At 72.3% G+C, this 23,595-nt stretch carries 20 protein-coding genes; 15 read left to right on the forward strand and 5 right to left on the reverse strand.

Translation table 11 applies throughout. The features are described from left to right. The first annotated feature begins 577 nt into the window (after positions 1-577). Positions 578-1,246, forward strand: coding sequence for a bifunctional 4-hydroxy-2-oxoglutarate aldolase/2-dehydro-3-deoxy-phosphogluconate aldolase (eda, locus tag AB0A97_RS20860; RefSeq protein WP_030023706.1), 669 nt, complete (start codon positions 578-580; stop codon positions 1,244-1,246). 141 nt (positions 1,247-1,387) lie between these two features. Further along, positions 1,388-2,593: a cytochrome P450 gene (locus AB0A97_RS20865; RefSeq protein WP_361151862.1), complete on the forward strand. Its 1,206-nt coding sequence runs from the start codon at positions 1,388-1,390 to the stop codon at positions 2,591-2,593. 497 nt (positions 2,594-3,090) lie between these two features. Here AB0A97_RS20865 and AB0A97_RS20870 read toward each other — a convergent pair whose 3' ends face one another. After that, a complete protein-coding gene (locus AB0A97_RS20870; protein ID WP_361151864.1) occupies positions 3,091-4,395 on the reverse strand; it encodes an MFS transporter in 1,305 nt (434 codons plus the stop codon). Between the two features lie 142 nt (positions 4,396-4,537). Here AB0A97_RS20870 and AB0A97_RS20875 point away from each other — a divergent pair, with 142 nt between their 5' ends. The 8 genes from AB0A97_RS20875 (at position 4,538) to AB0A97_RS20910 (ending at position 13,236) form a co-directional block, all read left to right on the forward strand. Beyond that, a complete protein-coding gene (locus tag AB0A97_RS20875; protein ID WP_361151866.1) occupies positions 4,538-5,437 on the forward strand; it encodes a LysR family transcriptional regulator in 900 nt (299 codons plus the stop codon). Between the two features lie 245 nt (positions 5,438-5,682). Next, complete coding sequence (locus AB0A97_RS20880) at positions 5,683-6,564, forward strand: transporter substrate-binding domain-containing protein (RefSeq protein ID WP_361151868.1); 882 nt, start codon at positions 5,683-5,685, stop codon at positions 6,562-6,564. Between the two features lie 133 nt (positions 6,565-6,697). Continuing rightward, positions 6,698-7,471: a GntR family transcriptional regulator gene (locus AB0A97_RS20885; RefSeq protein WP_361151871.1), complete on the forward strand. Its 774-nt coding sequence runs from the start codon at positions 6,698-6,700 to the stop codon at positions 7,469-7,471. A 584-nt stretch (positions 7,472-8,055) separates the two neighbouring features. After that, positions 8,056-9,039: a sugar ABC transporter substrate-binding protein gene (locus tag AB0A97_RS20890; protein WP_361151874.1), complete on the forward strand. Its 984-nt coding sequence runs from the start codon at positions 8,056-8,058 to the stop codon at positions 9,037-9,039. Then, positions 9,036-10,106, forward strand: a complete 1,071-nt coding sequence (locus AB0A97_RS20895) for an ABC transporter permease (RefSeq protein ID WP_361151876.1) — start codon at positions 9,036-9,038, stop codon at positions 10,104-10,106. Before AB0A97_RS20890 ends, AB0A97_RS20895 begins: the two co-directional genes overlap by 4 nt. After that, on the forward strand, positions 10,103-11,062 hold the full coding sequence (locus tag AB0A97_RS20900; RefSeq protein WP_361151879.1) for an ATP-binding cassette domain-containing protein: 960 nt from the start codon (positions 10,103-10,105) through the stop codon (positions 11,060-11,062). The genes AB0A97_RS20895 and AB0A97_RS20900 overlap by 4 nt, the downstream gene beginning before the upstream one ends. Before the next feature lie 354 nt (positions 11,063-11,416). Next, positions 11,417-12,538: an ROK family glucokinase gene (locus tag AB0A97_RS20905; RefSeq protein WP_030023694.1), complete on the forward strand. Its 1,122-nt coding sequence runs from the start codon at positions 11,417-11,419 to the stop codon at positions 12,536-12,538. Further along, the gene (locus tag AB0A97_RS20910; RefSeq protein WP_361151881.1) at positions 12,535-13,236 is read left to right on the forward strand and encodes a hypothetical protein; all 702 of its coding nucleotides are present in this window, start codon (positions 12,535-12,537) and stop codon (positions 13,234-13,236) included. Before AB0A97_RS20905 ends, AB0A97_RS20910 begins: the two co-directional genes overlap by 4 nt. A 518-nt stretch (positions 13,237-13,754) precedes the next feature. On the opposite strand, the gene AB0A97_RS20915 is transcribed toward AB0A97_RS20910, so the two are convergent. Further along, the gene (locus tag AB0A97_RS20915) at positions 13,755-14,753 is read right to left on the reverse strand and encodes a YafY family protein (protein ID WP_361151982.1); all 999 of its coding nucleotides are present in this window, start codon (positions 14,751-14,753) and stop codon (positions 13,755-13,757) included. A 140-nt stretch (positions 14,754-14,893) separates the two neighbouring features. On the opposite strand from AB0A97_RS20915, the gene AB0A97_RS20920 reads away from it, so the two are divergent. The 5 genes from AB0A97_RS20920 to serC all read left to right on the forward strand — a co-directional run bounded on the left by AB0A97_RS20920 (position 14,894) and on the right by serC (position 20,226). Beyond that, the gene (locus tag AB0A97_RS20920; RefSeq protein ID WP_361151884.1) at positions 14,894-15,355 is read left to right on the forward strand and encodes a VOC family protein; all 462 of its coding nucleotides are present in this window, start codon (positions 14,894-14,896) and stop codon (positions 15,353-15,355) included. Between the two features lie 353 nt (positions 15,356-15,708). Next, positions 15,709-16,872: an amidohydrolase family protein gene (locus AB0A97_RS20925; protein WP_361151886.1), complete on the forward strand. Its 1,164-nt coding sequence runs from the start codon at positions 15,709-15,711 to the stop codon at positions 16,870-16,872. Continuing rightward, positions 16,872-17,561 (forward strand): class I SAM-dependent methyltransferase, encoded by a 690-nt coding sequence (locus tag AB0A97_RS20930; RefSeq protein WP_361151889.1) that lies wholly within the window; start codon positions 16,872-16,874, stop codon positions 17,559-17,561. Before AB0A97_RS20925 ends, AB0A97_RS20930 begins: the two co-directional genes overlap by 1 nt. 47 nt (positions 17,562-17,608) lie before the next feature. Beyond that, positions 17,609-18,994, forward strand: coding sequence for a glutamate-cysteine ligase family protein (locus tag AB0A97_RS20935; RefSeq protein ID WP_361151891.1), 1,386 nt, complete (start codon positions 17,609-17,611; stop codon positions 18,992-18,994). 86 nt (positions 18,995-19,080) lie between these two features. After that, the gene (gene serC / locus AB0A97_RS20940; protein WP_361151894.1) at positions 19,081-20,226 is read left to right on the forward strand and encodes a 3-phosphoserine/phosphohydroxythreonine transaminase; all 1,146 of its coding nucleotides are present in this window, start codon (positions 19,081-19,083) and stop codon (positions 20,224-20,226) included. 104 nt (positions 20,227-20,330) lie between these two features. Here the strand turns inward: serC and AB0A97_RS20945 are convergent, their stop codons facing one another. The 3 genes from AB0A97_RS20945 to AB0A97_RS20955 form a co-directional block, all read right to left on the reverse strand. Beyond that, positions 20,331-21,125, reverse strand: a complete 795-nt coding sequence (locus tag AB0A97_RS20945; RefSeq protein WP_361151897.1) for a methyltransferase domain-containing protein — start codon at positions 21,123-21,125, stop codon at positions 20,331-20,333. Beyond that, the gene (locus AB0A97_RS20950) at positions 21,122-22,675 is read right to left on the reverse strand and encodes an adenylosuccinate lyase family protein (RefSeq protein WP_361151899.1); all 1,554 of its coding nucleotides are present in this window, start codon (positions 22,673-22,675) and stop codon (positions 21,122-21,124) included. The genes AB0A97_RS20945 and AB0A97_RS20950 overlap by 4 nt, the downstream gene beginning before the upstream one ends. A gap of 466 nt (positions 22,676-23,141) precedes the next feature. Further along, entirely contained in the window at positions 23,142-23,555 is a 414-nt protein-coding gene (locus tag AB0A97_RS20955; protein WP_361151901.1) for a hypothetical protein, read from the reverse strand. Positions 23,556-23,595: the final 40 nt, after the last annotated feature.

A 23,595-nucleotide genomic window follows, 5' to 3' on the forward strand; every position in this document is an offset into this window, starting at 1 on the left:
CCGCCGTGCCGACGAGCGCCTCGAACCGGCTCTCCTCGGGGCCTGGGGGAGCGGCGCGGCATGGCGTCGAGTGCGGTGCGCTGCATGGCCTGCTCGGGCGCGTCGAACGCGGGGCCCTACTGTGCCCCCTCGACCGGTGGCAGCGACCCGGAGGCGGAGTCGGCGCGGCGATCTTCTCCTCCGCGATGAGGCCGGCGTACTGCTTGTCCAGCTCTTCTGGCCGAGACCGCCGAGCACTCGGCGCGGGTCCCCGACCGACCTTCGAGCGCACCGTCATCGAACCGGGGCGGCTCGGGCGGCTCGGCCCGGAAGCCGTCACCGTGGGTGCCGCAGCCCTGCGGCCGGGCCGGTTCCCGGCGTTCGGCAGGCGCCGTGACGTACCCCCGCGAGAGGATTGTCAGCGGTCCCCGGTAGCGTTTCGGTAGAAACGACGAATGGGCGGGCAACGGCGGCAAAGGGACCAGGAGGTGTGGTCACCTGCGACGCGGCACGGCCCAGGAGACGCCGTGTGCCCGGCCGTTCCGCGGGCGTACCGCGACGGGTTTGGCGATAGAGACAAGGAAGGCGGCGAACTGCCGTGTACCGCTGGGAGATCACCCGGGCCGCTCTGGCGCAGCGTGTTTTCGCCGTCGTCCGCAGCGAGACCTACGACGAGGCCAGCGCCACCGCTGACACCCTGCTGTCCGCCGGGATCACCAGCCTGGAGATATCGCTGACCACGCCGTTCGCGCTGGAGGCGGTCACCACCCTCAGCCGCGAGCTGGGCAACGACGCCGTCATCGGCGCCGGCACGGTCCTGGACGCCGTCTCGGCGCGGATGGCGGTGGACGCCGGCGCCCGCTTCCTGGTCTCGCCCAGCCTCGACGCCGAGGTCATCCGCACCGGCCACCGCTACGGCGTACCGGTCTTCCCGGGCGTCGCCACCCCCACCGAGATGGTGCGCGCCCTGGAGCTGGGCGCCGACGCGCTCAAGCTCTTCCCCGCCTCGGCGCACCGCCCGGACTGGCTCCGTGACGTACGCGCCGCCCTGCCGCAGGCACCGGTGCTGCCCACCGGCGGTGTGACGGTCGAGACGGCGCCCGAGTGGATAGCCGCCGGCGCGGTGGCCGTGGGCATGGGCTCGGCGCTCTCGGAAGGCGACCGCGAGACGGTCGCCAAGCGCGCCACCGACCTGCTCGCCCGCCTCGCCGACGCCGCGCCGCAGCCGCCGGCCGGCCCGGGGACGCCGGGCCTCTACGAGGTCTGAGGCCGCCCCGCCCGCGGCAGTACCGCAGGCGAAGCACTCCGTACGGAGGATGCCGGGACTCCCGGCTCCTCCGTGGGGCCGATGCCGCCCGCCCCCGGCGAACGTACGGTGACGAAAACGTCTACGAGGGGCGGACAGGCCATGCCGGACATCATCGACCTGGGCGCGTACGGCCCGGATTTCGTCGCCGACCCCCACCCGTACTACGCCAAGCTGCGTGCCCAGGCACCGGTCCACCGGGTCCGCGTCCCCGAAGCCGACACCATGGACGTATGGCTCGTGGTCGGGTACGAGGAGGTGCGGGCCGCACTGGCCGACGCCCGGCTCGCCAAGGACTGGACCCGCTCCGCCGCTCCGCTCCTGGGCCCCGACGAGGACGCCGAGTGGCAGCTCATGAACATGCTCGACGCCGACCCGCCGCAGCACACCCGGCTGCGCAAGCTGGTGGCCCGCGAGTTCACCTCCCGCCGCGTCGAGGCGCTGCGCCCGCGCGTCCAGCAGATCACCGACGAACTCCTGGACACCATGCTGGCCGCCCCCGACGGCCGCGCCGACCTCGTCGAGGCGCTCGCCTTCCCGCTCCCGATGACCGTCATCTGCGAACTGCTCGGCGTACCCGACATCGAGCGGGAGACCTTCCGCGTCTGGTCCAACGAACTGGTCTCACCGACCAGCCACGAGGCGACGATGACCGCCGCCCGCGACATGGCCGCGTACCTGGACGGCCTGATCGAGACCAAGCGGCGGTCACCGGGCGAGGACCTGCTGAGCGCCCTGGTGCGGACGAGCGACGAGGACGGCGACCAGCTCTCCCATCAGGAACTCCTCGGCATGGCTTTCCTTCTCCTGGTGGCCGGCCACGAGACCACCGTCAACCTGATCTCCAACGGTGTGCGCGCACTGCTCCGGCACCCCGCGCAACTGGCCGCCCTGCGCGACGGCTTCTCCCTCCTCGACAACGCCGTGGAGGAAATGCTGCGCTACGACGGCCCCGTGGAGAACTCCACCTGGCGCTTCGCCACCGAGCCCGTCGAGATCGGCGGCAAGGTCATCCCGGCCGGGGACGTCGTCATCGTCGGCCTGGCGGCGGCCGGCCGCGACGCCGAACGCTTCGAGGCCCCCGACACCTTCGACATCACCCGCGAGACGCGCGGCCACGTCGCCTTCGGCCACGGCATCCACTTCTGCCTAGGCGCCCCACTGGCCCGTATGGAAGGCCGCATCGCGATCCGCACCCTCCTGGAACGCTGCCCCGGCCTGGCACTGGACGCCGACAACGACGCGCTGACCTGGCGTCCCGGCATGACGATCCGCGGGCCGCAGCAACTGCCGGTGCGCTGGCGCTAGGTGCGCCGTTCGGGCAGGTGCGGGCCCCGCGGTGAGCGGAGCGGCGGGCCCTGCGCCGGCGCGACCGCTGCGTCTCGATCGGGCCCAGGTACTCCGGCGCCCAGGTCTCCTGGAACTCGGGCTTCGGCGGTACGAGCGTGATCCGCGCGCCGCGGTGCCCGGCACGCAGGGCGAGTCCCTTGTCCGACAGGATCTCGACGCCGCCGATGACGGGTTGAGGCGGTCGGTGATGACGGGAGCACCGTGTTGGACGGCGTACTCGGTGGCCGTCAGCAGGCTGCTGGGACCGATGATGTGCGCGTGCATCTTGTCCTTGCCGGGCTTGGCCGGGATCGGAGCCAGGGACGGACGCCCTCTCCGGCGGAGCGCGCCCTCTCTCACGGAGTGCGTCGAGCGATGACTGCGTACAAACGGCACACGCTTCCCGCCCCTGCCACGCAGCAGCCCGGCACAAAGGGGGGAATGCGGCCAAGCCGACTGCGGCGCGGTCTGGTCGGTCACAGGTGCCCGCGCGGTGGTGTGCTGTCGGGTGTACGGCTGGGCGGCGTCTCGGCCCGGCGTGCCCGCTGCGCCCGTACGCCGGGCCGCAGGCGCGCACCGATCGGGACGGAGAGCGCGATCAGTGCCGCAACGGCCCCGAACGCGCCACCGGGCCCCAGCCAGGGCGCGACCAGCCCGACACCGGCCGAACCGAGTCCGGTGCCGCCGTCGTACGCCGTGTTCCACGCGGTGCCCGCGGCGCCGCTGCCGTGCGGCCCGGCCCGCCGGAACATCAGCACCAGGGTCTCGTTCTGCAGAGCGCCGTCGGCCAGCCCGTACAGCGCCACCATCGCGAGCGCCACCGGTACGGTCGCCTCGTGCCCGGCCGTCAGGGCGAGGACGGCGACGGCCGGCGCGCAGACCGCCGCGGCCGGCAGCACCAGCCGCCCCGGGCCCCGCCGGTCGCTCCACACCCCCGCCGCCCACCGGCCCGCGATCATCGCGACGAAGAGCCCGAGCAGCGCGGTGGGCGCGAGTTCCGGGCGCGCCAGCACGAACGGCAGGAAGGACGTGAGCCCGCCGAGCGCCACCGAAGCGGCGGCCAGCAGGAGCGCCGGGCGGAGCAGTGGACGGTGGCTTTCGGACGCCGACGGTTCCGGGGGCCGGGACGGCGCCGGAGACGGCCGCAGGGACGCCGCAGGCCGCCCGGACATCGCCGCCACCAGCGGCACCGCCGCCACGCTCAGCGCGCCCGCCGCCGCGAAGACGGCGCCGAAGTGCCCGTCGGCGGCGAGCCACGCCCCCAGCGGCAGCAGCACCACCTGGGGCAGTCCCACCGCGACGCCGTACCAGCCGACGGCCCGCCCGCGCTGCTCCGGCGGCACCAGTTCGGCGACCAGCGCGCTGCCTGTCACCGCCACCACGCCGAAGCCCACACCCCGTACGGCGGAGACCGCCAGCACCCACGCGAGCCCGGACGACAGCACGTAACCGAACGTCGGCAGGCCGAGCAGCAGCGCACCCGCGCCCAGCAGACGGCGCAGGGAGAAGCGCCGCGTCAGCCACCCCATGCACAGTTGGACGGCCACGGTCGTCGCCATCGTGACGGCGGTCGCCGCGCCCGCCACGCCCTCGCCCGCCGCGCCGCGGGCGGTCCACAGCGGGACGACGGTCAGCATGGGCGCGTAGTTCGCGAAGGTGCCGAGGGTCGCGAGCAGCAGGAGCAGGAAGTCCCGGCCGGCCAGACCCGTCGCCGGCCGCCGGTCCCGGTGTGGCGGCCGCTGTCGGCGCCCGGACGGGAAGAGGGAGGTGAACGCAGCCATGCCTGCCGTTCTACGGGCCCCGGAACCATCGCGTCCAACGAATGTTTCCGATCCGGAGCATCGCGGCAGCCGATCGATGGCCCGCCGCCCTGCTGTCCCGCACTCCCGGTCCGGCTCCTGCGGCCCGCCCTACGATCCGCTCATGGAACTGAAGCATCTGACGACCTTCCTGGCGGTGGCCCGGCACCTGAGTTTCACCCGCGCCGCCCAGGAACTCGGCTATGTCCAGTCCAGCGTCACCGCGCAGATCAAAGCGCTGGAGAACGACCTCGGTACGCGCCTCTTCGAACGGCTCGGCCGACGCGTCACCCTCACCGAGGCAGGGCGCGAACTGCGCGGTCACGCCCGCAGGATGCTCGCGTACGCGGACGAGGCCCGGGACGCCGTACGCGGCGCCGGCGACCCGGCGCAGGTCCGCGGCACCCTGCACATCGCCGCCCCCGAGACGCTGTGCGCGTACCGTCTGCCGCCCGTACTGCGCGCACTCCAGGACCGCTTCCCGCGCCTGCGCGTCGTCTTCGGCCCCGACAGCAGGACGACGCTGCTCGCCAACCTCCGCGACGGCGCCCTGGACGCGGGGTTCCTGCTGGAGGAGTCCGTACGGGACCCGGTGGCGCGCGCGGAACGCCTCACGGGCGAACCGATGGTCCTGATCGCCCACCCCGACCACGCGCTGGCGCGCCGTACCCGCGTCCGTACCGCCGACCTGGCCACGCAGACCCTCCTGCTGATGGACCACACCTGTGCCCAGCGCGAGCTGATGGACCGGGAGTTGCGGTCGGCGGGTGTCCGGCCGGCCGTGATGGAGTTCCTGAGCGTGGAGGCTCTCAAGCGCTGCGCCGCCGCCGGTCTCGGTGTGGCGCTGCTGCCCGCCGTGGCGGTGGCGGACGAGGTGGCGCGTGGCGAGGTGGCCGTTCTGCCGTGGACCTGCCGGCCCGCGCTCGGCGTCCATCTCGTACGGCACAAGGACCGGAGCCCGACCGCGGCCCTCGCCGCCCTGGCCGGCATCGCCCGCGCACACTGGGCCGCCGACGCGCAGTGACGGCCGGTGCCCCGTCCCGCCCACCGGCCCCGCTCTCAACTCCCGTCCCGCCCACCGGCCCCGGCCTTCACTTCCGCCCCGCCCACCAGTCACGCCCTTCACTCCCGACAGCCGATCACGCCCTTCAGCCCCCGTCCCATCAGCCGGTCACGCCCTTCACTCCCGTCCGGCCCTCTGCCACGCTGACGGCCCGATCCGCGTGTTCCGCCCGTCGCCCGCCCCTCGCCGCGTACAGGAGCCGCCCCATGCGCCGCGCCGTAGCCCTCTCCGCCCTGGCCTGCGTCCTCGCCCTCACCATGGCCGCACCGGCGACTGCCCCGCCGATCGCCCCGTCGGCCGCCCCAGCGGCCCAGGCCGCCCGCCCGGACCGGCCGGCCACCGCCGGGCACCCCACGACGCACCCCGCTCCCGGCCCCGCTTCCCTCCTCGACACCGTTCCCCGCCGGGGTGTCCTCCGCGTCTGCACCACCGGCGACTACCGCCCCTTCACCCACCGCGACCCGGCGTCCGGGGCGTACCGCGGTGTGGACATCTCGATGGCCCGCGACCTGGCCCGGAGCCTGGACGCCAAGCCCACGTACGTGCCCACGACCTGGGCGAAACTGGTCGACGACCTGACGGCGGGGCGCTGCGACATCGCCATGGGCGGCGTGTCGATCACCCTGCCGCGCGCCCGGAAGGCGGCCTTCAGCGAGCCGGTCCGCACCGACGGGAAGACCCCCGTCGTCCGCTGCGCGGACCGGGACAAGTACCGGACGCTGGACGAGATCGACCGTCCGGGCACCACGGTGATCGTCAACCCGGGCGGCACCAACGAACAGTTCACCCGGTCCGTCATCAAGCGCGCGACCATCAAGACGCACCCCGACAACACCACCATCTTCGACGAGATCATCGCGGGCCGGGCGGACGTGATGATGACCGACGCGAGCGAGACCCGCTACCAGTCCAAGATCCACCCCGAGCTGTGCGCGGTCCACCCCGACCGGCCCTTCACCTTCTCCGAGAAGGCGTACGCCGTACCGCGCGCCGACTTCCCGTTCAAGGCGTACGTCGACCAGTGGGTCCACCTGGCGAAGCACGACGGCACGTACAAGAAGTACGAGGACGCCTGGATGGCGAAGTGAAGGGGACACCGGCCACGGTGCCGGTGATGACGGTGGCTGAAACCGTTGGTACGTACCAGCCCCTGACGTGATTGTCCGGACAATGTGACCTCCGGACTTCCCGTCATCATCGCGGCCGGATACGCTCCCGCCCGTGGGGAAACGCGATACAGACTCCGAGGGAACCGAGAGCCCCGTCCAGTTCAGTGTGGACCGGAGCAGCCCGGTCCCGCTGTACTTCCAGCTGTCCCAGCAACTGGAAGCGGCGATCGAGACCGGCAGGCTGGCTCCGGGCAGCCTGCTCGGCAACGAGATCGAGCTGGCCGGACGCCTCGGGCTGTCCCGGCCCACGGTCCGCCAGGCCATCCAGTCGCTGGTGGACAAGGGGCTGCTGGTGCGGCGCCGCGGCATCGGTACGCAGGTCGTGCACAGCCAGGTCAAGCGCCCGCTGGAGCTGAGCAGCCTCTACGACGACCTGGAGGCCGCCGGGCAGAAGCCCGCCACCCGCGTGCTCCTCAACACCACCACCGAAGCCACCGTCGAGGTCGCCGCCGCGCTCGGGGTCGCGGAGGGGGCCGAGGTCGCGCTCGTCGAGCGGCTGCGGCTCGCGCACGGTGAACCCGTCGCCCACCTGCGCAACCACCTGCCCGCCGGACTGCTCGATCTCGGTACCGAGCGGCTGGAGGAGACCGGCCTGTACCGCCTGATGCGGGCGGCCGGCATCACCCTGCACAGCGCCCGCCAGTCCGTCGGCGCGCGCGCCGCGACGGCCGGGGAGGGGGAGCGCCTGGGGGAGCCCGAGGGTGCCCCGCTGCTGACGATGCAGCGTACGACCTTCGACGACACGGGCCGAGCGGTCGAATTCGGCTCGCACGTCTACCGGGCCTCGCGGTACGCCTTCGAGTTCCAGTTGCTCGTACGGCCCTGAGGGCGCCGCATGCCGGAGTTCCGGTACCTCGTACGGCCCTGTGGGCGCCGGGCGCCGGAAATCCGGCCGCCCGGACACCGCCCGGGTAAGAATGTTCTGACAAACCATTGACGGGGCTCGGTGCGCGCCGCTAGAACTCCTCCAGTCGCCGTCGGGCGGCACGGGAGAGAGGGCGGCCCCATGAGGCGTACCGCGCGCACGGCCCGTACCACCAGCGAGCCCGGTACCACCCAGCCCGGTGTCACCGAGCCTGATACCTCCGTGCCCCGGACCGTCCCCGTCCGCAGGGCCCGGCTCCCGGCGATCCGGCGTTGACCGGCCCGTCCGCGCGGCCACCGGTACGGGCGTACGGCAGCCGGACGCCGGCGTGTCACAGCCGGGGACGGGCGCACCGCAGCCGGCGGAGTACCCCGGGCGCGGGACCCGATGACCCCACGCGGAACAGGCGTAACGGATACTTGGGCGGCCGGGACCGATCATTTTCGGCCCAAACCCGGCACAGCGCCCCAGGCGCGCAGTGACAGCAGCAACAGCAACGAGAAGGGCTCGACCTCGTGGCAAGGGTTCGGACAGGGGTACGCGCGGTGACCGCGGTGCTGGCAGCGGTGCTCGCCGCGTCCCTGGCGGGGTGCAGCAGCACCGGCGGCAAGCGCGCCGAGGAAGCGCGCGCCGCCCAGACCGCGGGCGGCAAGGCGGCCGTCAACACCCCGAGGTGGACCTTCGCCATGGTCACCCACTCGGGCGACGGCGACACCTTCTGGGACATCGTGCAGAACGGCGCCCGGCAGGCCGCCGACAAGGACAACATCAAATTCGTCTACGGGCACGACAAGGAGGCACAGCGGCAGAGCCAGCTGGTGCAGTCCTACATCGACCAGAAGGTGGACGGGCTGATCGTCACGCTGGCCAAGCCCGACGCGATGAAGGACGTGGTCGCCCGGGCCGAGAAGGCCGGCATTCCGGTGATCACCGTGAATTCCGGCGCCGAGGCGTCCAAGGCGTACGGCGCCCTGACCCACATCGGCCAGGACGAGACGGTGGCCGGCGAGGCCGTCGGCGAGGAGCTGAACGAGCGGGGCCGCAAGAAGGCACTGTGCGTCCTGCACGAGCAGGGCAACGTCGGCCATGAGCAGCGCTGCGACGGCGCGAAGAAGACGTTCGAGGGCGAGATGCAGAAGCTGTACGTGGAGGGCACCAACATGCCCGACGTCCAGTCCACCATCGAGGCCAAGCTCCAGTCGGACCGCGGCATCGACGCCGTGGTGACGCTGGGCGCGCCGTTCGCGCCCACCGCCGTCAAGGCCAAGGAGCAGTCCGGCAGCGACGCCGAGATCGACACCTTCGACCTGAACGCCAAGGTCGCCGACGGCCTCAAGGACGGCTCGCTCGGCTTCGCCGTCGACCAGCAGCCGTACCTCCAGGGGTACCAGGCCGTCGACCTGCTGTGGCTCTACAAGTACAACGCCGACGTCCTCGGTGGCGGCAAGCCGGTCTTCACCGGCCCCCAGGTGATCACCAAGAAGGACGCGGCGGCCCTGCAGGAGTACACGAAGCGGGGGACCCGATGAGCACCGCGGAGACCCCTGTGCAGGACAGCGGGCCGCAGGACGGCAAGGAGCCGGACGAGCGGCTGGTGCCCCGTTCGCCGGCGCGTCGCCTGATGAGCCGTCCCGAGCTGGGCGCGGTGGTCGGCGCCGCGGCCGTCTTCCTCTTCTTCTCCTTCGCCGCCGACACGTTCCTGCAGGCCTCCAGCCTCTCCACCGTGCTGTACGCGTCGTCCACGATCGGCATCATGGCCGTGCCGGTGGCGCTGCTGATGATCGGCGGCGAGTTCGATCTGTCGGCCGGTGTCATGGTCGTCAGCTCGGCGCTGGTCTCGTCGATGTTCAGCTATCAGATGACGGCGAACGTCTGGGTGGGCGTCGGGGTGTCCTTGCTGGTCACCCTGGCCATCGGAGTCTTCAACGGCTTCCTGCTGACCCGTACGAAGCTGCCCAGCTTCATCATCACGCTCGGTACGTTCTTCATGCTGACCGGCCTCAACCTCGGCTTCACCAAGCTGATCAGCGGCACCGTCTCGACGAAGTCCATCGCCGACATGGAGGGCTTCGACTCGGCCCGGGCGCTCTTCGCGTCCCACCTGAGCGTCGGCGGTGTGGACATCCAGGTCACCATCCTGTGGTGGATCGGCCTGGTCGCGCTCGCCACCTGGGTCCTGCTGCGCACCCGCGTCGGCAACTGGATCTTCGCGGTGGGCGGCGGCTCCGACGCCGCGCGGGCGGTCGGCGTCCCGGTCACCCGGACCAAGATCGGCCTGTACATGGGGGTCGCGCTGGCGGCCTGGATCTCCGGGCAGCACCTGCTGTTCTCGTACGACGCGATCCAGTCCGGCGACGGCGTCGGCAACGAGTTCCTCTACATCATCGCCGCCGCGGTCGGCGGCTGCCTGATGACCGGCGGCTACGGCTCGGCGATCGGCGCCGCCGTCGGCGCCTTCATCTTCGGCATGGCCAGCAAGGGCATCGTGTACGCCCAGTGGAACCCGGACTGGTACAAGTTCTTCCTCGGGGCGATGCTGCTGCTGGCCACGCTCCTGAACGCATGGGTCCGCAAGCGCGCGGAGGCGACAAAATGAGCAATCCGGACGAAGCGCCGGACGGAGTGCCGGGCGACGCCCCGGGCACATCCCCGGGCGAAGCGACGGACGCCTCGCCCGCCCCGGGGACCCCAGCCGCCACGGACGGCCTGCCCGCCACGGGTGACCCGTCCGCCGCTGACACCACCCCGCCCCTCGTCGAGCTGGCGGACGTCAGCAAGTTCTACGGCAACGTCAAGGCCCTGGAAGGCGTCTCGCTGGAGGTGCACGCGGGGGAGATCACCTGTGTGCTCGGTGACAACGGCGCGGGCAAGTCCACCCTCATCAAGATCATCGCGGGGCTGCACCAGCACGACGCGGGCCGCTTCGCGATCGAGGGCGAGGAGACCCGGCTGTCCTCCCCGCGCGAGGCGCTGGACCGCGGCATCGCCACCGTTTACCAGGACCTGGCCGTCGTCCCCCTGATGCCGGTCTGGCGCAACTTCTTCCTCGGCTCCGAGCCCACCAAGGGCGTCGGCCCCTTCAAGCGGCTCGACGTCCAGTTGATGCGCGAGACCACCCGCGCCGAGCTGCTGCGCATGGGCATCGACCTGCGCGATGTGGACCAGCCCATCGGTACCCTCTCCGGCGGCGAGCGGCAGTGCGTGGCCATCGCCCGCGCCGTCTACTTCGGCGCGAAGGTGCTGGTCCTGGACGAGCCGACCGCGGCGCTCGGCGTCAAGCAGTCCGGCGTCGTCCTGAAGTACGTCGCGGCCGCGCGGGACGCCGGGCTCGGCGTGGTGTTGATCACCCACAATCCGCACCACGCCTACCTCGTGGGCAACCGTTTCGTCCTCCTCAAGCGCGGGACGATGGCCGGCCGCCACACCCGGTCGGAGATCGCCCTGGACGAGCTGACGCGCCAGATGGCGGGCGGCAGCGAGCTGGAACAGCTCAGCCACGAGCTGGCCCGCGCGCCCGAGCCCAGCCACCTCGGCGGCCACCCCACGCACTGAGCGGGGCGGCCCACGGGCGGTGGCGCGGGTTCCGACGGGCCCGCGCCGCCATGCGCCGTGTACCGCTGTTAGGGCACAATCGCACCGGACCGTGCACGTCACCGCCGCCGGCACGGCCACCGCGCGCCCTCGGGGCCCGGCCCCGCGAGCGCCCGTACGCGTACGAGACCGTACGAGCAGGACCCGTACGCGTACGACACCGCACGAGCACGAACCCGTACACGCGTACGGCACCGAACGAGCACGACACCGGACCATGCACGCCCGAGGCCCCGGCCTCCCGACACCCGCAGGGACGAGACGACTCTTGCGAGCACGCAGCCGCCGCCACCGCAACGGCGAAGAGGTGGGTCGATGAGCACGTACCGGGACCGGGTGCACCGAGGATCCGCCAGAGCGACCGTGCTGCGCACGGTGGGCACCCGCGAGCGGCGCTCCCACCTGAGCGCGCCCCGCGTGCCGACCGTCGGCATCGACATCGGCGGGACGAAGGTGATGGCCGGCGTCGTCGACGCGGACGGCACGATCCTGGAGAAGGTCCGTACCGAGACGCCCGACAAGTCCAAGAGCCCCAAGGTCGTCGAGGACGTCATCACCGAGCTGGTGCTGGACCTCTCCGACCGGCACGACGTGCACGCGGTGGGCATCGGCGCGGCCGGCTGGGTCGACGCCGAACGCAGCACCGTCCTCTTCGCCCCCCACCTGAACTGGCGCAACGAGCCGCTGCGGGACCGCCTCGCGGGCCGCCTGGCGGTCCCCGTCATGGTCGACAACGACGCCAACACGGCCGCCTGGGCCGAGTGGCGCTTCGGCGCGGGCCGCGGCGAGGACCACCTCGTCATGATCACGCTCGGTACCGGCATCGGCGGTGCGATCCTGGAGGACGGCGCGGTCAAGCGCGGCAAGTACGGGGTGGCCGGCGAGTTCGGCCATATGCAGGTGGTGCCGGCCGGGCACCGCTGCCCGTGCGGCAACCGCGGCTGCTGGGAGCAGTACAGCTCCGGCAACGCCCTGGTCCGCGAGGCCCGCGAGCTGGCCGCCGCGGACTCCCCGGTCGCGTACAACATCATCGACCGGGTCGGCGGGCGCGTCACCGACATCACCGGCCCGCTCATCACCGAGCTGGCCCGCGAGGGCGACGCCATGTGCGTCGAACTGCTCCAGGACATCGGCCAGTGGCTGGGCGTCGGCATCGCCAATCTCGCCGCCGCGCTGGATCCTTCCTGCTTCGTGATCGGCGGCGGCGTCAGCGCCGCCGACGACCTGCTCATCGGCCCGGCCCGGGATGCCTTCCGGCGTACCCTGACCGGCCGCGGCTACCGTCCCGAGGCCCGTATCGCCAAGGCACAGCTGGGCCCCGAGGCCGGCATGGTCGGCGCCGCCGACCTGGCCCGCCTGGTGGCCCGCCGCTTCCGGCGCGCCAACCGTCGGCGCGTGGAACGCTATGAGCGGTACGAACGATCGGGCCGGCGATGACGGAGCTGGACACCCCACCCATGACCGAGGAACACGATCCGGCCCCACCCGGGGCGGGGCCGGCCGCGCGCGAGACCCCTGAGCGTCCGGAGGTGCCGTCCGGGTCCTCGGCCGGAGCTCCGAGCGGGCCCCCGCCGGGGCCGCCGCCCGGGTCCTCGGCCGGCGCGTCCGCGGCTGCCCGGCCGAGCCGGCGCCGCCGCTGGCTCACCGCACTGGTGATCTTCCTGCTGATCGCCATCCCGGCGGGCTACATCGTCATCTCCGCCGAGCAGAGCCGGGACAGCGGCCAGAGCAAGGAGGAGGAGGCGGCCTCCACCGGCCTCTACAACGATTACCCCTCCAAGGTGCAGCAGCGCATCTACAACGTCCCGGTCCCGGCCGGTGCCACCCCGGTCTACTACTACGAGTCCAACGCCTGGCACCGCAGCTCCCTGTACGTCCAGTTCCGCACCAACGACTGGGGCCTGGACCACTACCTGAAGTGGATCGGCACCAGCCGTGACGCCCTCAAGGACGGCGAGATCACCATCACCGGGGCTCAGGCGGCGAAGGTCGGCTGGGACCTCAGCGGCGGCCAGTGGGCCGGTACCTCCCTCAAGGCCGAGGACCCCCACCCGAGCCAGAACATCACCGTCAACTTCGACGAACCGGGCCAGCCGGTGGTCTACGTCGTCTCGACGGTCCGCTTCGAACGCTGAGCGGCGTACGGGCGGACCGCCCCCCCCGCGAGCGGTCGGACGAGGCAGAGACGACGGATCCGCGTCGATACAGGGCGACCTCCAGACCACGAGCGCCGCGCCGGTAAGCCGCTGCCGGCCCGGCGCGGGTGCAGCAGCGTCCGGCCGGAGCTTCAGAGCGCCGGGAAACGTGCCCTGGCCGGGGGTGAGCAGCCAGGCGAGGCAGCGGTACGGGGTTCCGTCGGTGACCGGCGCGACCTCACCCACGGCGGAGCGCTGCGAGACCCCGAGGACCAGCGGCGGAACGACGGCGGCGACGCCCGCGGCCTGCGCTGACCGAGCCCGACAACCGCCGCCGCCCACAGGGCCGACCTCGCCGGGCTGGGCAGCGGCTGTCGAATGACCCGAAGTGTGTACGTTCTCCCAGCGAGCGTCGGTACACGGGCTACAGGCTCACGAAGCGGCCTCGGGGACGGTCCGGCCGGGCGTGATCAGACGAGGGCACGCCGAGCGGTGCCCGCTACCGGGCACATCGTCATTCACGACTCCTCCCCACCCGGCACGGGCGGGACCGCTGCTCCGGCCGCCAGGAGCCGCTGTGCCAGCGCGTGGCAGCGCTTTGCGAGCTCCGGAGGGTCGAGTACCTCGAACTCGTGCCCCAGCAGGAGCACGTGCAGGAGCATGGCGTCGAGGCCGGCGGCGCCGCTGAGCACTTCGCAGTGCTCGCTCCCGCGGCTCCGCACCACCGCCGCCGACGCCGGAATCTGCGCCCGCACCGTATCGGCCGACGCGCGCACGAGGAAGCGCGCCTGGTGCGGGTAGACGCGGCTCGCCACGCCCTCCTGCACATAGGCTGCCGCGTCAGGCGCCGCGCGCGGGCGAAAGCGCCAGGTCCGTGCGGACACGTCGGTCATCCGGTCGACACGGAAGCTGCGCCAGTCGTCGCGGTCGAGGTCGAAGGCGAAGAGGTACCAGTGCCGGTCGGAGGCGACCAGCCGGTAGGGCTCGACCCGCCGCTGCCGCACATCGCCCTTGGACGCGTAACCGAACCCGGCCTCGACCTCGTCGCGGCAGGCTCGGGCCAGTGTCATGAGCACCCCGGGATCGACCGGCGTCCGGCCTCCGCCGAAGGACTCCACCGAGCCGGACAGCGCCCGTACCTCGTGCCGCAGCCGGGCCGGCAGCACCTGGTCGAGCTTGGTCAGCGCCCGGAGAGCGGCGTCGCCGGTGCCGGTCACCGCACCGTCCGCACCGGCGAGCAGCGAGACCGCGGTGGCGATCGCCTCCTGATCGTCGAGCAGCAGCGGGGGCAGGTCCTGCCCCCGGCCGAGCCGGTAGCCGCCGCCGATCCCTTGGGCGGCATGCACCGGATAGCCCAGTGCGCGCAGCCGCTCGACATCACGCCGTACCGTGCGCGGGGTGACCCCGAGCCGGTCGGCGAGCTCGGGCCCGGTCCAGGTCTGGCGCTGCTGCAACAGCCCGAGCAAGGTGAGCACCCGCTCCGTCGTACCCCGCTCGCCACCGCATTCCCCGCCCATGCCGCGCCCGCCCTCCCGCAATAGCGGACCGATCCTGTCCGCCAGAGGTGTCACGGTAACCCCATGGACGCGGACGACGAACCGCGCGACCTCCACGTGCACCTGCACACCACGCCACCCATGACGAACGGAGCACCCCGATGAGCCGCCACCTCCAGCTCACCTTCGACGCCCACGACCCGCGGGCCCTGTCGTCCTTCTGGCGCGACGCACTGGGTTACGTCCACCCCGGCCCACCCGGAGTCGACCTGCCCGAGGGCGCCGACCCCCTGGCCGCTTGGGACGACTTCCTCGCCCGGATCGGCGTACCGGAGGACCAGCGCAACACGAAGTCGGCCATCGAGGACCCGGAAGGACACGGCCCGCGCCTGTTCTTCCAGCAGGTACCGGAGGGCAAGACCGCCAAGAACCGCGTCCACCTCGACGTCCGCGCAGCCCCCGGACTGGAGGGAGAGGCACGCATGGCGGCCCTGGAGACCGAGTGCGCCCGCCTCGTCACCCTGGGGGCTGCACGGGTGCGCCGCCACGAGCCGGCTCCTCCGATGAGCGCCGGCTTCATCGTGATGACCGACCCGGAGGGGAACGAGTTCTGTTTGGACTGAGGCGGTGGTCAACTGCCCCTCCGCCGCCCGCCTTGAGACACACCGCGCTTCGACGCGGCAGTGCCGGGCACACCCCCGCGCACGAACACCGGGCCACCACCCGGCACCCCACCGCCCACAGAAGAGACCGACGAGACGCAAGTAACGACGGGAACCGCCTGAGGATTCATTGGCCGGGTGGCGGTCTTCCCTTTGCCCGCGGGGCGGCCACAATGGTCCGGAGTCTCGGACGCGGGGACGACATCCGTACGGGCGCTCCACGGACCATCGCCGATCTGCGTGCGTGTGTGCGGGGCCGCGGGCCGGGTGCGCCGACCGACAGACCTTCCTGGGATCTCCCGAAGGAGTGGTACATGGTCGCTCATCGTGACTACCCCGTCATCGACGCCGACAGCCACATCGTGCTGCCCGACTCCGACGACTGGTGGCGGGGGAGGCTGCCCGAGAAGTACGCCGCCTGGATGCCGTCCTACCGGGACGACCGGCTGACCGCCGAGGGCCGGGTCATCGAGCAGCCCTCGTCCACCTTCCACGGCCGGCCCACGCAGGCCGCCTGGTTCGGTGGCAGCCAGGGGGCCACCTACACCCCGGGGAGCTGGAAGTTCGACGATCCGGCCGCCGTGGACGTGCTCGGCGCCCTGCGGCGTGGCGGCCTGGATCCGAAGGACCGGCTCGCCGCCATGGACCGGGAGGGCATCAGCCGCGCCTACATCTTCCCGTCCAAGGTCCTCGGACTGCTTCCGGCCCTGCGCAGCTCCGCCTTCGCGTACGAGGTGGCCAAGGCGTACAACGACTGGGTGCTGGCCTACTGCGCCGAGGACCGGGAGCGGCTGTTCCCGGTGGCCGCGGTGCCGCAGCACGACCTCGTGCTGGCGGTGGACGAGGCGCGCCGGGTCCTGGAACAGGGTGTGCGCACCGTCATCCTGCGGCCCAACACCGTGGCCGGCACCAACATCGACGACCCGGTGTACGACCTGCTGTGGGAGTTCTGTCAGGAACACGACGTGGCGGTCTGTTTCCATGAGGGGTTCGGGGTCGCCCGCATCCCCCGTATCGGCACCGAACGCACCCACGACACCATGCAGGGCCACCTCGTCAGCCACACCTTCGAGCACATGATGGCGGTCATGCTGCTCATCACCGGTGGTGTCCTGGAGCGCTTTCCCGGAGTGCGGTTCGCCTTCATGGAAAGCGGGGCGGGCTGGGCCCCGTTCTGGCTGAACCGGATGGACGACCACGCCGAGCAGTTCGCCAAGGACCGGCCGCCGCTGCCCGAGCGGCCCAGTACGTATTTCAAGCGGCAGTGTTACCTGGGGGTGGAGCCGGAGGACCCGCTGCTGCCCATGCTCATCGAGCAGGGACTGGGGGAGAATCTGCTCTTCGCCAGCGATTTTCCGCACTTCGACGCCAAGTTCCCCGGCGCGGTCACGGCTCTGACCGACCGGAAGGACATCGACGAGGCGGCCAAGCGGCAACTGCTCTGCGACAACGCCCGCCGTTTCTTCGGGATCGGCTGATGGGGCGGGTTCCCGCGGAACCGGACACCCGGTTCACGGCTGTTCTGACGGAGCTGGAGGAACGGTCCCTCAAGGAGCAGCGGGAGCTGGAGGCGTTGCGCGCGCAGGGCGGCACCGCCCTGCGCGCCCGCGCCGGGTCTTTCATGCTCGACGTCGGCCCGGAGGTCGGCCAGTTGCTGAACACCCTGGTCAGGGCGGTGGCCGCGCGCACGGTCGTGGAGGTCGGCGGTTCGGTGGGCTACTCCACGCTCTGGCTCGCCGAGGCGGTACGGGCCACCGGCGGACGCCTGTACTCCATCGAGGTCGACCCCGCGAAACGGGCCGAGCAGCGGGACAACGTGACGCAGGCGGGGCTCGCCGACGTCGTCGAACTGACCGCGCTGGAGGCGCCCGCCCTCGTCCCCACCCTGTCCGGCCCCATCGACCTCGTCCTCCTGGACCACTGGAAGGAGCTGTACGTACGGGACTTCGACGCCTGCTGGCCGGCGCTGCGTCCCGGCGGCCTGGTGGTGGCCGACAACATCCTGGTCCCGAAGAAGAACGCCGAGGTCATCGCCGCGTACCGGCGGCACGTGGGCGGCATGCCGGACGCGCAGAGCCAGGTACTGAAGATCGGGGACGGGGTCGAGTTCACCGTAAAGCGTGAAGCGCGGCCCGGCGTTCGGCGAGGGCCCGGTTCCGGGCCCTAGCGTGGCCCCGCCACCGCCGCCCCCTCTTCCGACGGAGAGCTTGGAACATGAAGATCGGCATCGAGTCAGAACTGCCCGTGGTCGACCGCCGGGGGGCCGCGGCCGACCGCCCGGCCGTACAGGCCGTCTTCGAACGGCTCGCCGCCCGACCGGACTTCGACCCGTACCACGACGCGACCACCGGCACGCTGGTCGGCGCCCGGTCGGCACGCGACCACGGCACCCTGGACGTGGGCAACGACTACGGTGTCTGCACGGTCGAGGCAGCCCTGCCGCCGGAAGAGGGGTTCGCCGCCGCCAAGGCCGCCTGGCACCGCACGCTCGACGACGTGGTGTTCCCGGCCCTGGCGGCCGAGGGGCTGTCCGCCCTCGCGCACGGCTGCCAGCCGCTGACCGAGACCCTCGGCGGCCCGTACCTGGCCGACAAGGCGCACTACGGCCTGTGGCTGGCACAGGCCGAGCGGTATCCGGGGCACTACGCCAGCGACGCCTGGCCCGGGTTCGCCGCCGTCCAGTTCAACGTCGACGTCCCGCTGCCGCGGGTGATCGACGCCTGCAACACGCTCATCAAAATGACACCGCTGATCTTCGCGTGGGGCGCCAACTCGGCGGTGTTCGGCGGCCGGGTGCAGCCCTGGCACTCCCTGCGGCTGCGCGGCTACACGGAACTGTCCGAGACCAACCCGTTCTTCGCCCACCGTCTGCACTATCCCCGCCACCTGTACGGCAGCCTCGCGGACTACATGCGTGCGGCCTGGGCGCTGCCGATCTTCGAGGTCACCCGGCACGGCGTCCTCCACACCCCGCTGGTGCCCGAGCTGACGACGCGGCAGTTCGCCGAGGCGGGCCACGCCGAATTCGTGGACCCGGACGGCACCAAGCGCATCCTGCACTGCACCACCGCCGACCTGGCGTCCGGCCTCGTCTTCTGCTGGCCGGCCGTACGGGTACGGATGCGGCTGGACGAGTCGTGCACCGTCGCCGAGGTGCTGGAGGCGGTGGCGGCGGGCCGGGGCGAGGCGGTGCTCCGGGACGGCGGACGCGGCACCTTCGTCGAGATCCGCCATCTGCCCACGATGAACCGGGAGGAGACGTTCGCGTGGCTGGCCGTCCTGCTGGGCTGGCTGGGCGACACCGAGGGCTGCCGCGACCTGTTCGGCGGCTGGTCGCTCCAGGACGCCCGTACGGCCGCCGCCGAGGTCCAGACCCGCGGCTGGGCGGCCGAGGTCGCCGGGGTGCCGCTGCCGGAGTGGGGCCGGCGCGCCCTGGACCTGGCGGCCGAGTCGCTGCGCCGGGAGCCGGTGGCGCCCGTCGAGGAGCTGGAACCGCTGGCCCGGCGGCTGCGGGACCGGACGAGCCCGGCGACCGACGCCGTCGCGCAGGTCCGTTCCGAGGGCATCGAGGCGTTCGTGGAGGGGCTGCGGATGTGCTGAGGGGGTGGGGGCGGTGGCCGTACGTGAAGGCGCCCGCGCCGTGCGGAGGGCCTGAGGACGTACAGACGACCGGGAGGGGCGGCGGGATGGGACGGCTGCAGACGCAGGGCAACCGGCGGGGCGCGCCCGGCACGCCGCCGGAGCCCCGGGACGCGTACAACTTCTCCGCGGGACCCGCGACGCTGCCCCGGCCGGTGGCGCGGCGGGTGCGCGAGGAGTTCGCGGCGCACGCGGGCGACGGTGCGTCGATCATCGAGATCAGCCACAAGCATCCCCGCTTCACCGGCGTACTCGACTCCACCGTGGCGCTGTACCGGGAGGTGACCGGGCTCCCGGCGGACCACCAGGTGCTGTTCGTGCACGGCGGCGCCCGGATGCAGTGCGCCGCCGTGCCGCTCAACCTCATCGGCCGGTCACCGACCCGCACCGCCGGGTACGTCGTCACCGGCCTGTTCGCCCAGCAGGCGCAGCGCGAGGGCGCCCGCTACGGCACCGCTGTGACCGTCGCTGGCAGCCAGGACACCGGTTTCGACCGGATACCGGAGGTGACCGTACGGGATTGCCCGCCGGACGCCGCCTTTCTCCACCTCACCAGCAACAACACCGTCCACGGCACCCGCTGGAACGATTTTCCGCAGGACTGCCCCGCCCCGCTGGTGGCCGACGCCACCAGCGACATCCTCTCCCGGCGGCTGGACCACAGCCGGTTCGGCATCGTCTACGCCGGGTTCCAGAAGAACCTGGGGCCCGCCGGCACGGCCCTGGTGACCGTCCGCGACGACCTGCTCGGCCACGCCCTGTCCGAGACGCCCCGGCTGCTGGACTACTCCGTCCACGCGGCGTCCAAGTCCCTCGACAACACCCCGAACACCTTCGCCGTCTTCGTCCTCTCCCTCACGCTGGAGTGGATACGCGACCAAGGCGGCCTCGCGGCGGTCGAGCGGACGAACCTGGCCAAGGCACGGCTGCTCTACGAGGAACTGGACCGTACGGCGTTCTACCGCCCCACCGCCCACCCGGCCCACCGCTCCGTCACCAACATCGTCTTCCGGCTCGCCGACGAATCGCTGACCGGGGAGTTCCTGGACCGCGCGCGGGAGGAGGGGCTTCTCGGGCTGGCCGGGCACCGCCTGGTGGGAGGGGTGCGGGCGTCCGTCTACAACGGGATGCCCCTGGAGGGCGTACGGGCGCTGGCCGATTTCCTCCGGGAGTTCGCGCGAGTACGGGGGTGAGGCGGCGGGCGGGCCGCGCCTGCGGGGAGGGTGGGGTGGGGCCCGGCCCGAGAGGCGGTCCGGCCCCCTCGGAGCGGTTCAGTCGCCGGGCCCCACGGACTCGCTCAGTCTCCGGGCTTGACCACGGTGAACGCGTACCGGCCGAGGCTGAAGAAGTACCGGCCCGCCGCGTCCAGCTCGCGCAGCTCCCGGCCCCAGGCCCTGGTCTCGTCCGGGTCCGCGCGGGGGTGGCCGGCGAGGAACGCCTCGATGAAGCCGACCTGCCAGTAGCTGTAGGCGTCGCGGTGGCACCGCCGGTTGAGGAAGGTCAGCGTGGTCAGGCTCTCCTCGGTGAACCCGGCCTCCCGGAGCAGCGGGCCGAGCCGCCGGGGCAGCCGGGGGTCGGCGACATGGTCCTCCCACAGAGTGAGGACGCGCCGCATCCGGGGGCGGTCGGCGGAGTGCCACACCAGGGAGTCCCAGTCGGTGTCGAGCACCACCGCGCGGCCTCCCGGGCGCAGTACCCGGTACAGCTCGGCCAGCGCCTGTTCGATGTCACCGACGTACTCGTACACCTGTGAGGAGACGGCGGCGTCGAACGACGCGTCGGGGAACGGGATCTGCTCGCAGCGCCCTGCCACCAGGCTGACCCGCGCGCCGGCCGGCGCGCACCGTGCCCTCGCCAGGTCCAGCATCGACGCGCTGATGTCGATGCCGTACACCGCGCCGTCCGGGCCGACCGGGTCCACCAGCTCCGAGACCAGGTAGCCGGGGCCGCAGCCGACGTCCAGCACCCGCTGCCCGGATGTCACGGCGAGCTGCCGGAGCAGGTGCCGCCGCTGCCCGCGCATCTCGGGAGTGTGCGCCTCGATGTCGGCCTCGCAGGCCCGTTCGCCGTCGAAGCGCAGGAGCGCGGTCATGAGGGCACCCCCTCCTCCGCGCGATCCGCCCGGGGCACGCCGGGCGTTGCGGGCGGGGGCGGCCGGAGCCGGGCGCGGGCCACCGCCCGGTCGGTCAGGGCGCCGGCCTCGCCCACGTAACGGGCAGGATCGAGCAGATCGTCGAGCGTGGCGGCGGGGATCCGGGAAGTGATGTCCGCGCACTCGCGTACGCAGGCGCGCAGGGGGCGGCCGTCGCTCTGTGCCCGCTGGCTCACCGCGTACACGAGGGTGTGCGCGGTCTGCTTGCCGATGCGTTCGCCCAGCGCCAGCATCAGCGCCTCCGTGCACAGGAACTCCGCCACCGAGGCCGCGTTCGCCGCCATCCGCTCGCGGTGCACCTGGAGCCCGGCGAGGACGTCGTTCAGGATCGCCAGCGCAGCCAGCGTGTAGTGCGACACATCGGCGACGGTGACCCACTCCATCCGCAGGCCCCGCGCGTCGCGCTCGTGCTCCTGCACCATGCCCTCGACGCCGAGCGCGGCGGCGGAGCGGGCCAGCCGGGCCAGCAGGACGACCTGTTCGGAGCGTTCGGGATTGCGCTTGTGCGGCATGGTACTGCTGCCCACCCGCCCGTACTCCCAGCCCTCGGACAGTTCGCCGACCTCGGCGCGCGAGAGGACCCGGATCTCCTCGGCGATCCGGGCCAGCGTCCCCGTCAGCAGGGCCAGGGTGGTGCCGTACTCCGCCACCCGGTCCCGCGCGACATGCCAGCCGACGGCGGGCTCCCCGAGTCCGAGGCGGGCGGCGAAGTCGGTGAGCAGTTCCTGCCCGCGCCCGTGGAACCCGGCCATGGTGCCGACGCCGCCGTGCAACTGGGCCACCAGGGCCCGTTCGCGCAACTGGGCCAGCCGCTCGCCGTGCCGCCCCAGTTCGTCGAGCCAGCTCGCCACTTTGAGACCGAAGGTGATCGGCAGCGCGGGCTGGGCGTGGGTGCGGCCCACCATCAGAGAGTCGCGGTGGGTCCCGGCCAGCGCGATCAGCCGCGCCGTCATGGCGGCGAGTTCCCGGTCCGCCTCGTCGAGCACGTCCCGCATCTCCAGGGACTGTGCGGTGTCCTGGATGTCCTGGGTGGTGGCTCCCAGGTGCACCGTCTCACCCGAGTCCGCCTCGCAGGCCGCCGCCAGGCCGCGCAGCAGCGGTACGAGGGAGTGGCCCGTACGGCGGAACTCCGGCGCCAGGGAGACCAGGTCGATCCGGCCCGGCTCACAGGCCCGCGCCACCTGCGCCGCCGTGCCGGGCGCGAGCATGCCGAGCCGTTCCTGACTGGCCGCCAGGGCCGCCTCCACCCGCAGCCATCGTTGCAGCCGACATCGGTCACAGAAGATCCGGCGGCTGGTGGCCGTGGCGTACCCCTGCCCGTGGAAGAGCGAATCCAGTACGTGTCCCCGCTCGTGCCCGCACTCCGCCACCGTGCGGCCGCCGTCACCCCCGAACACCGGTGGCGCGGGCGCGTCGGGCCCGTGGGGGAGGCCGTCCCCGTACGGGGCGGGTGCCGCGGGTGCCTGCTGGTGCCTGCGAGAAACAGCCATGAATCCTCGCATTCAGTGAGTTGCTTCTAGGTCACTTCGGTCATCCCGGCAGAACTCGCCTCATGGCACCACACGGGGGAGTCGGGGCCAATAGGGTGCGCGGTGGCTGTTCCCGGGGGACCGGTGAGCCTTGCTGTGCGGGGGAGAGGAGCCGGAGCGTCGCGGCGGGCGAGCCGCGGAAGGCAAGTCCCGTCGGCGCGACGCCCCAGCCGTCCCCGGCTCGGTCGGCTCTGCCCGGCATGGCGGGCTGCCCGCGAACCAGTCACCGGCGTGTCTCCTCGCCTGCGACTCACCACCTGTGCCCGCCCCTCGCCGTTCTGTCCATGAGCCTGCGGCGGCTCTCCCGGCGGCGTGCTGGGGCCCTGGCCCGCATGGCCGACGAGTCCCGGAGTTGTCGCCGCCGAGCCGAGAAACCTGCCTCGACGTGAGCGTCGGGCTCAGCCTCGCTCGTTCTTGCCGGCATCTCTCAAGAAGCACCCTGATCCTCGTCCGCAACCTCCCGCACGCGGACTGCCGTCGGGCGCATGTCGTCCTCCGCGGCTTCGGCCTGAAGTCCCGCGGAAGCAAGGATGTGAATCATCGCGTCCTGCATATACCGGCCAACTGCCCCGGAATGCCGGATCTCTCGCGCCTGGAGCTGGCCGCTCTGTACCTTTTCAAGCGCGGTACGCGTAAGCGTCGGGTGGGTTTTCCAGGTCACGTAGACCCCTCCCGCTGCGTCGTCCCCGAGGTCGACTTCGACCTCTGCTCCGGGCGGGCCTCCGGCACCGTCCTGCAAGAACGCGGTAAAACCCGCCAGTTCCAGCTCTCGGAGCGCCCGGGCAGCCAGCGCATTCCTCTCGTTCAGCACCTCACCGGTCACTTCGCTGTAGTCATACATTTCTGCTCACTCTTCCAGTGCTCGTGGTGTGTGCTGCCCC

Origin of the sequence: Streptomyces sp. NPDC045470 (genome assembly GCF_040646595.1) — a bacterium.
GTDB lineage: Bacteria > Actinomycetota > Actinomycetes > Streptomycetales > Streptomycetaceae > Streptomyces.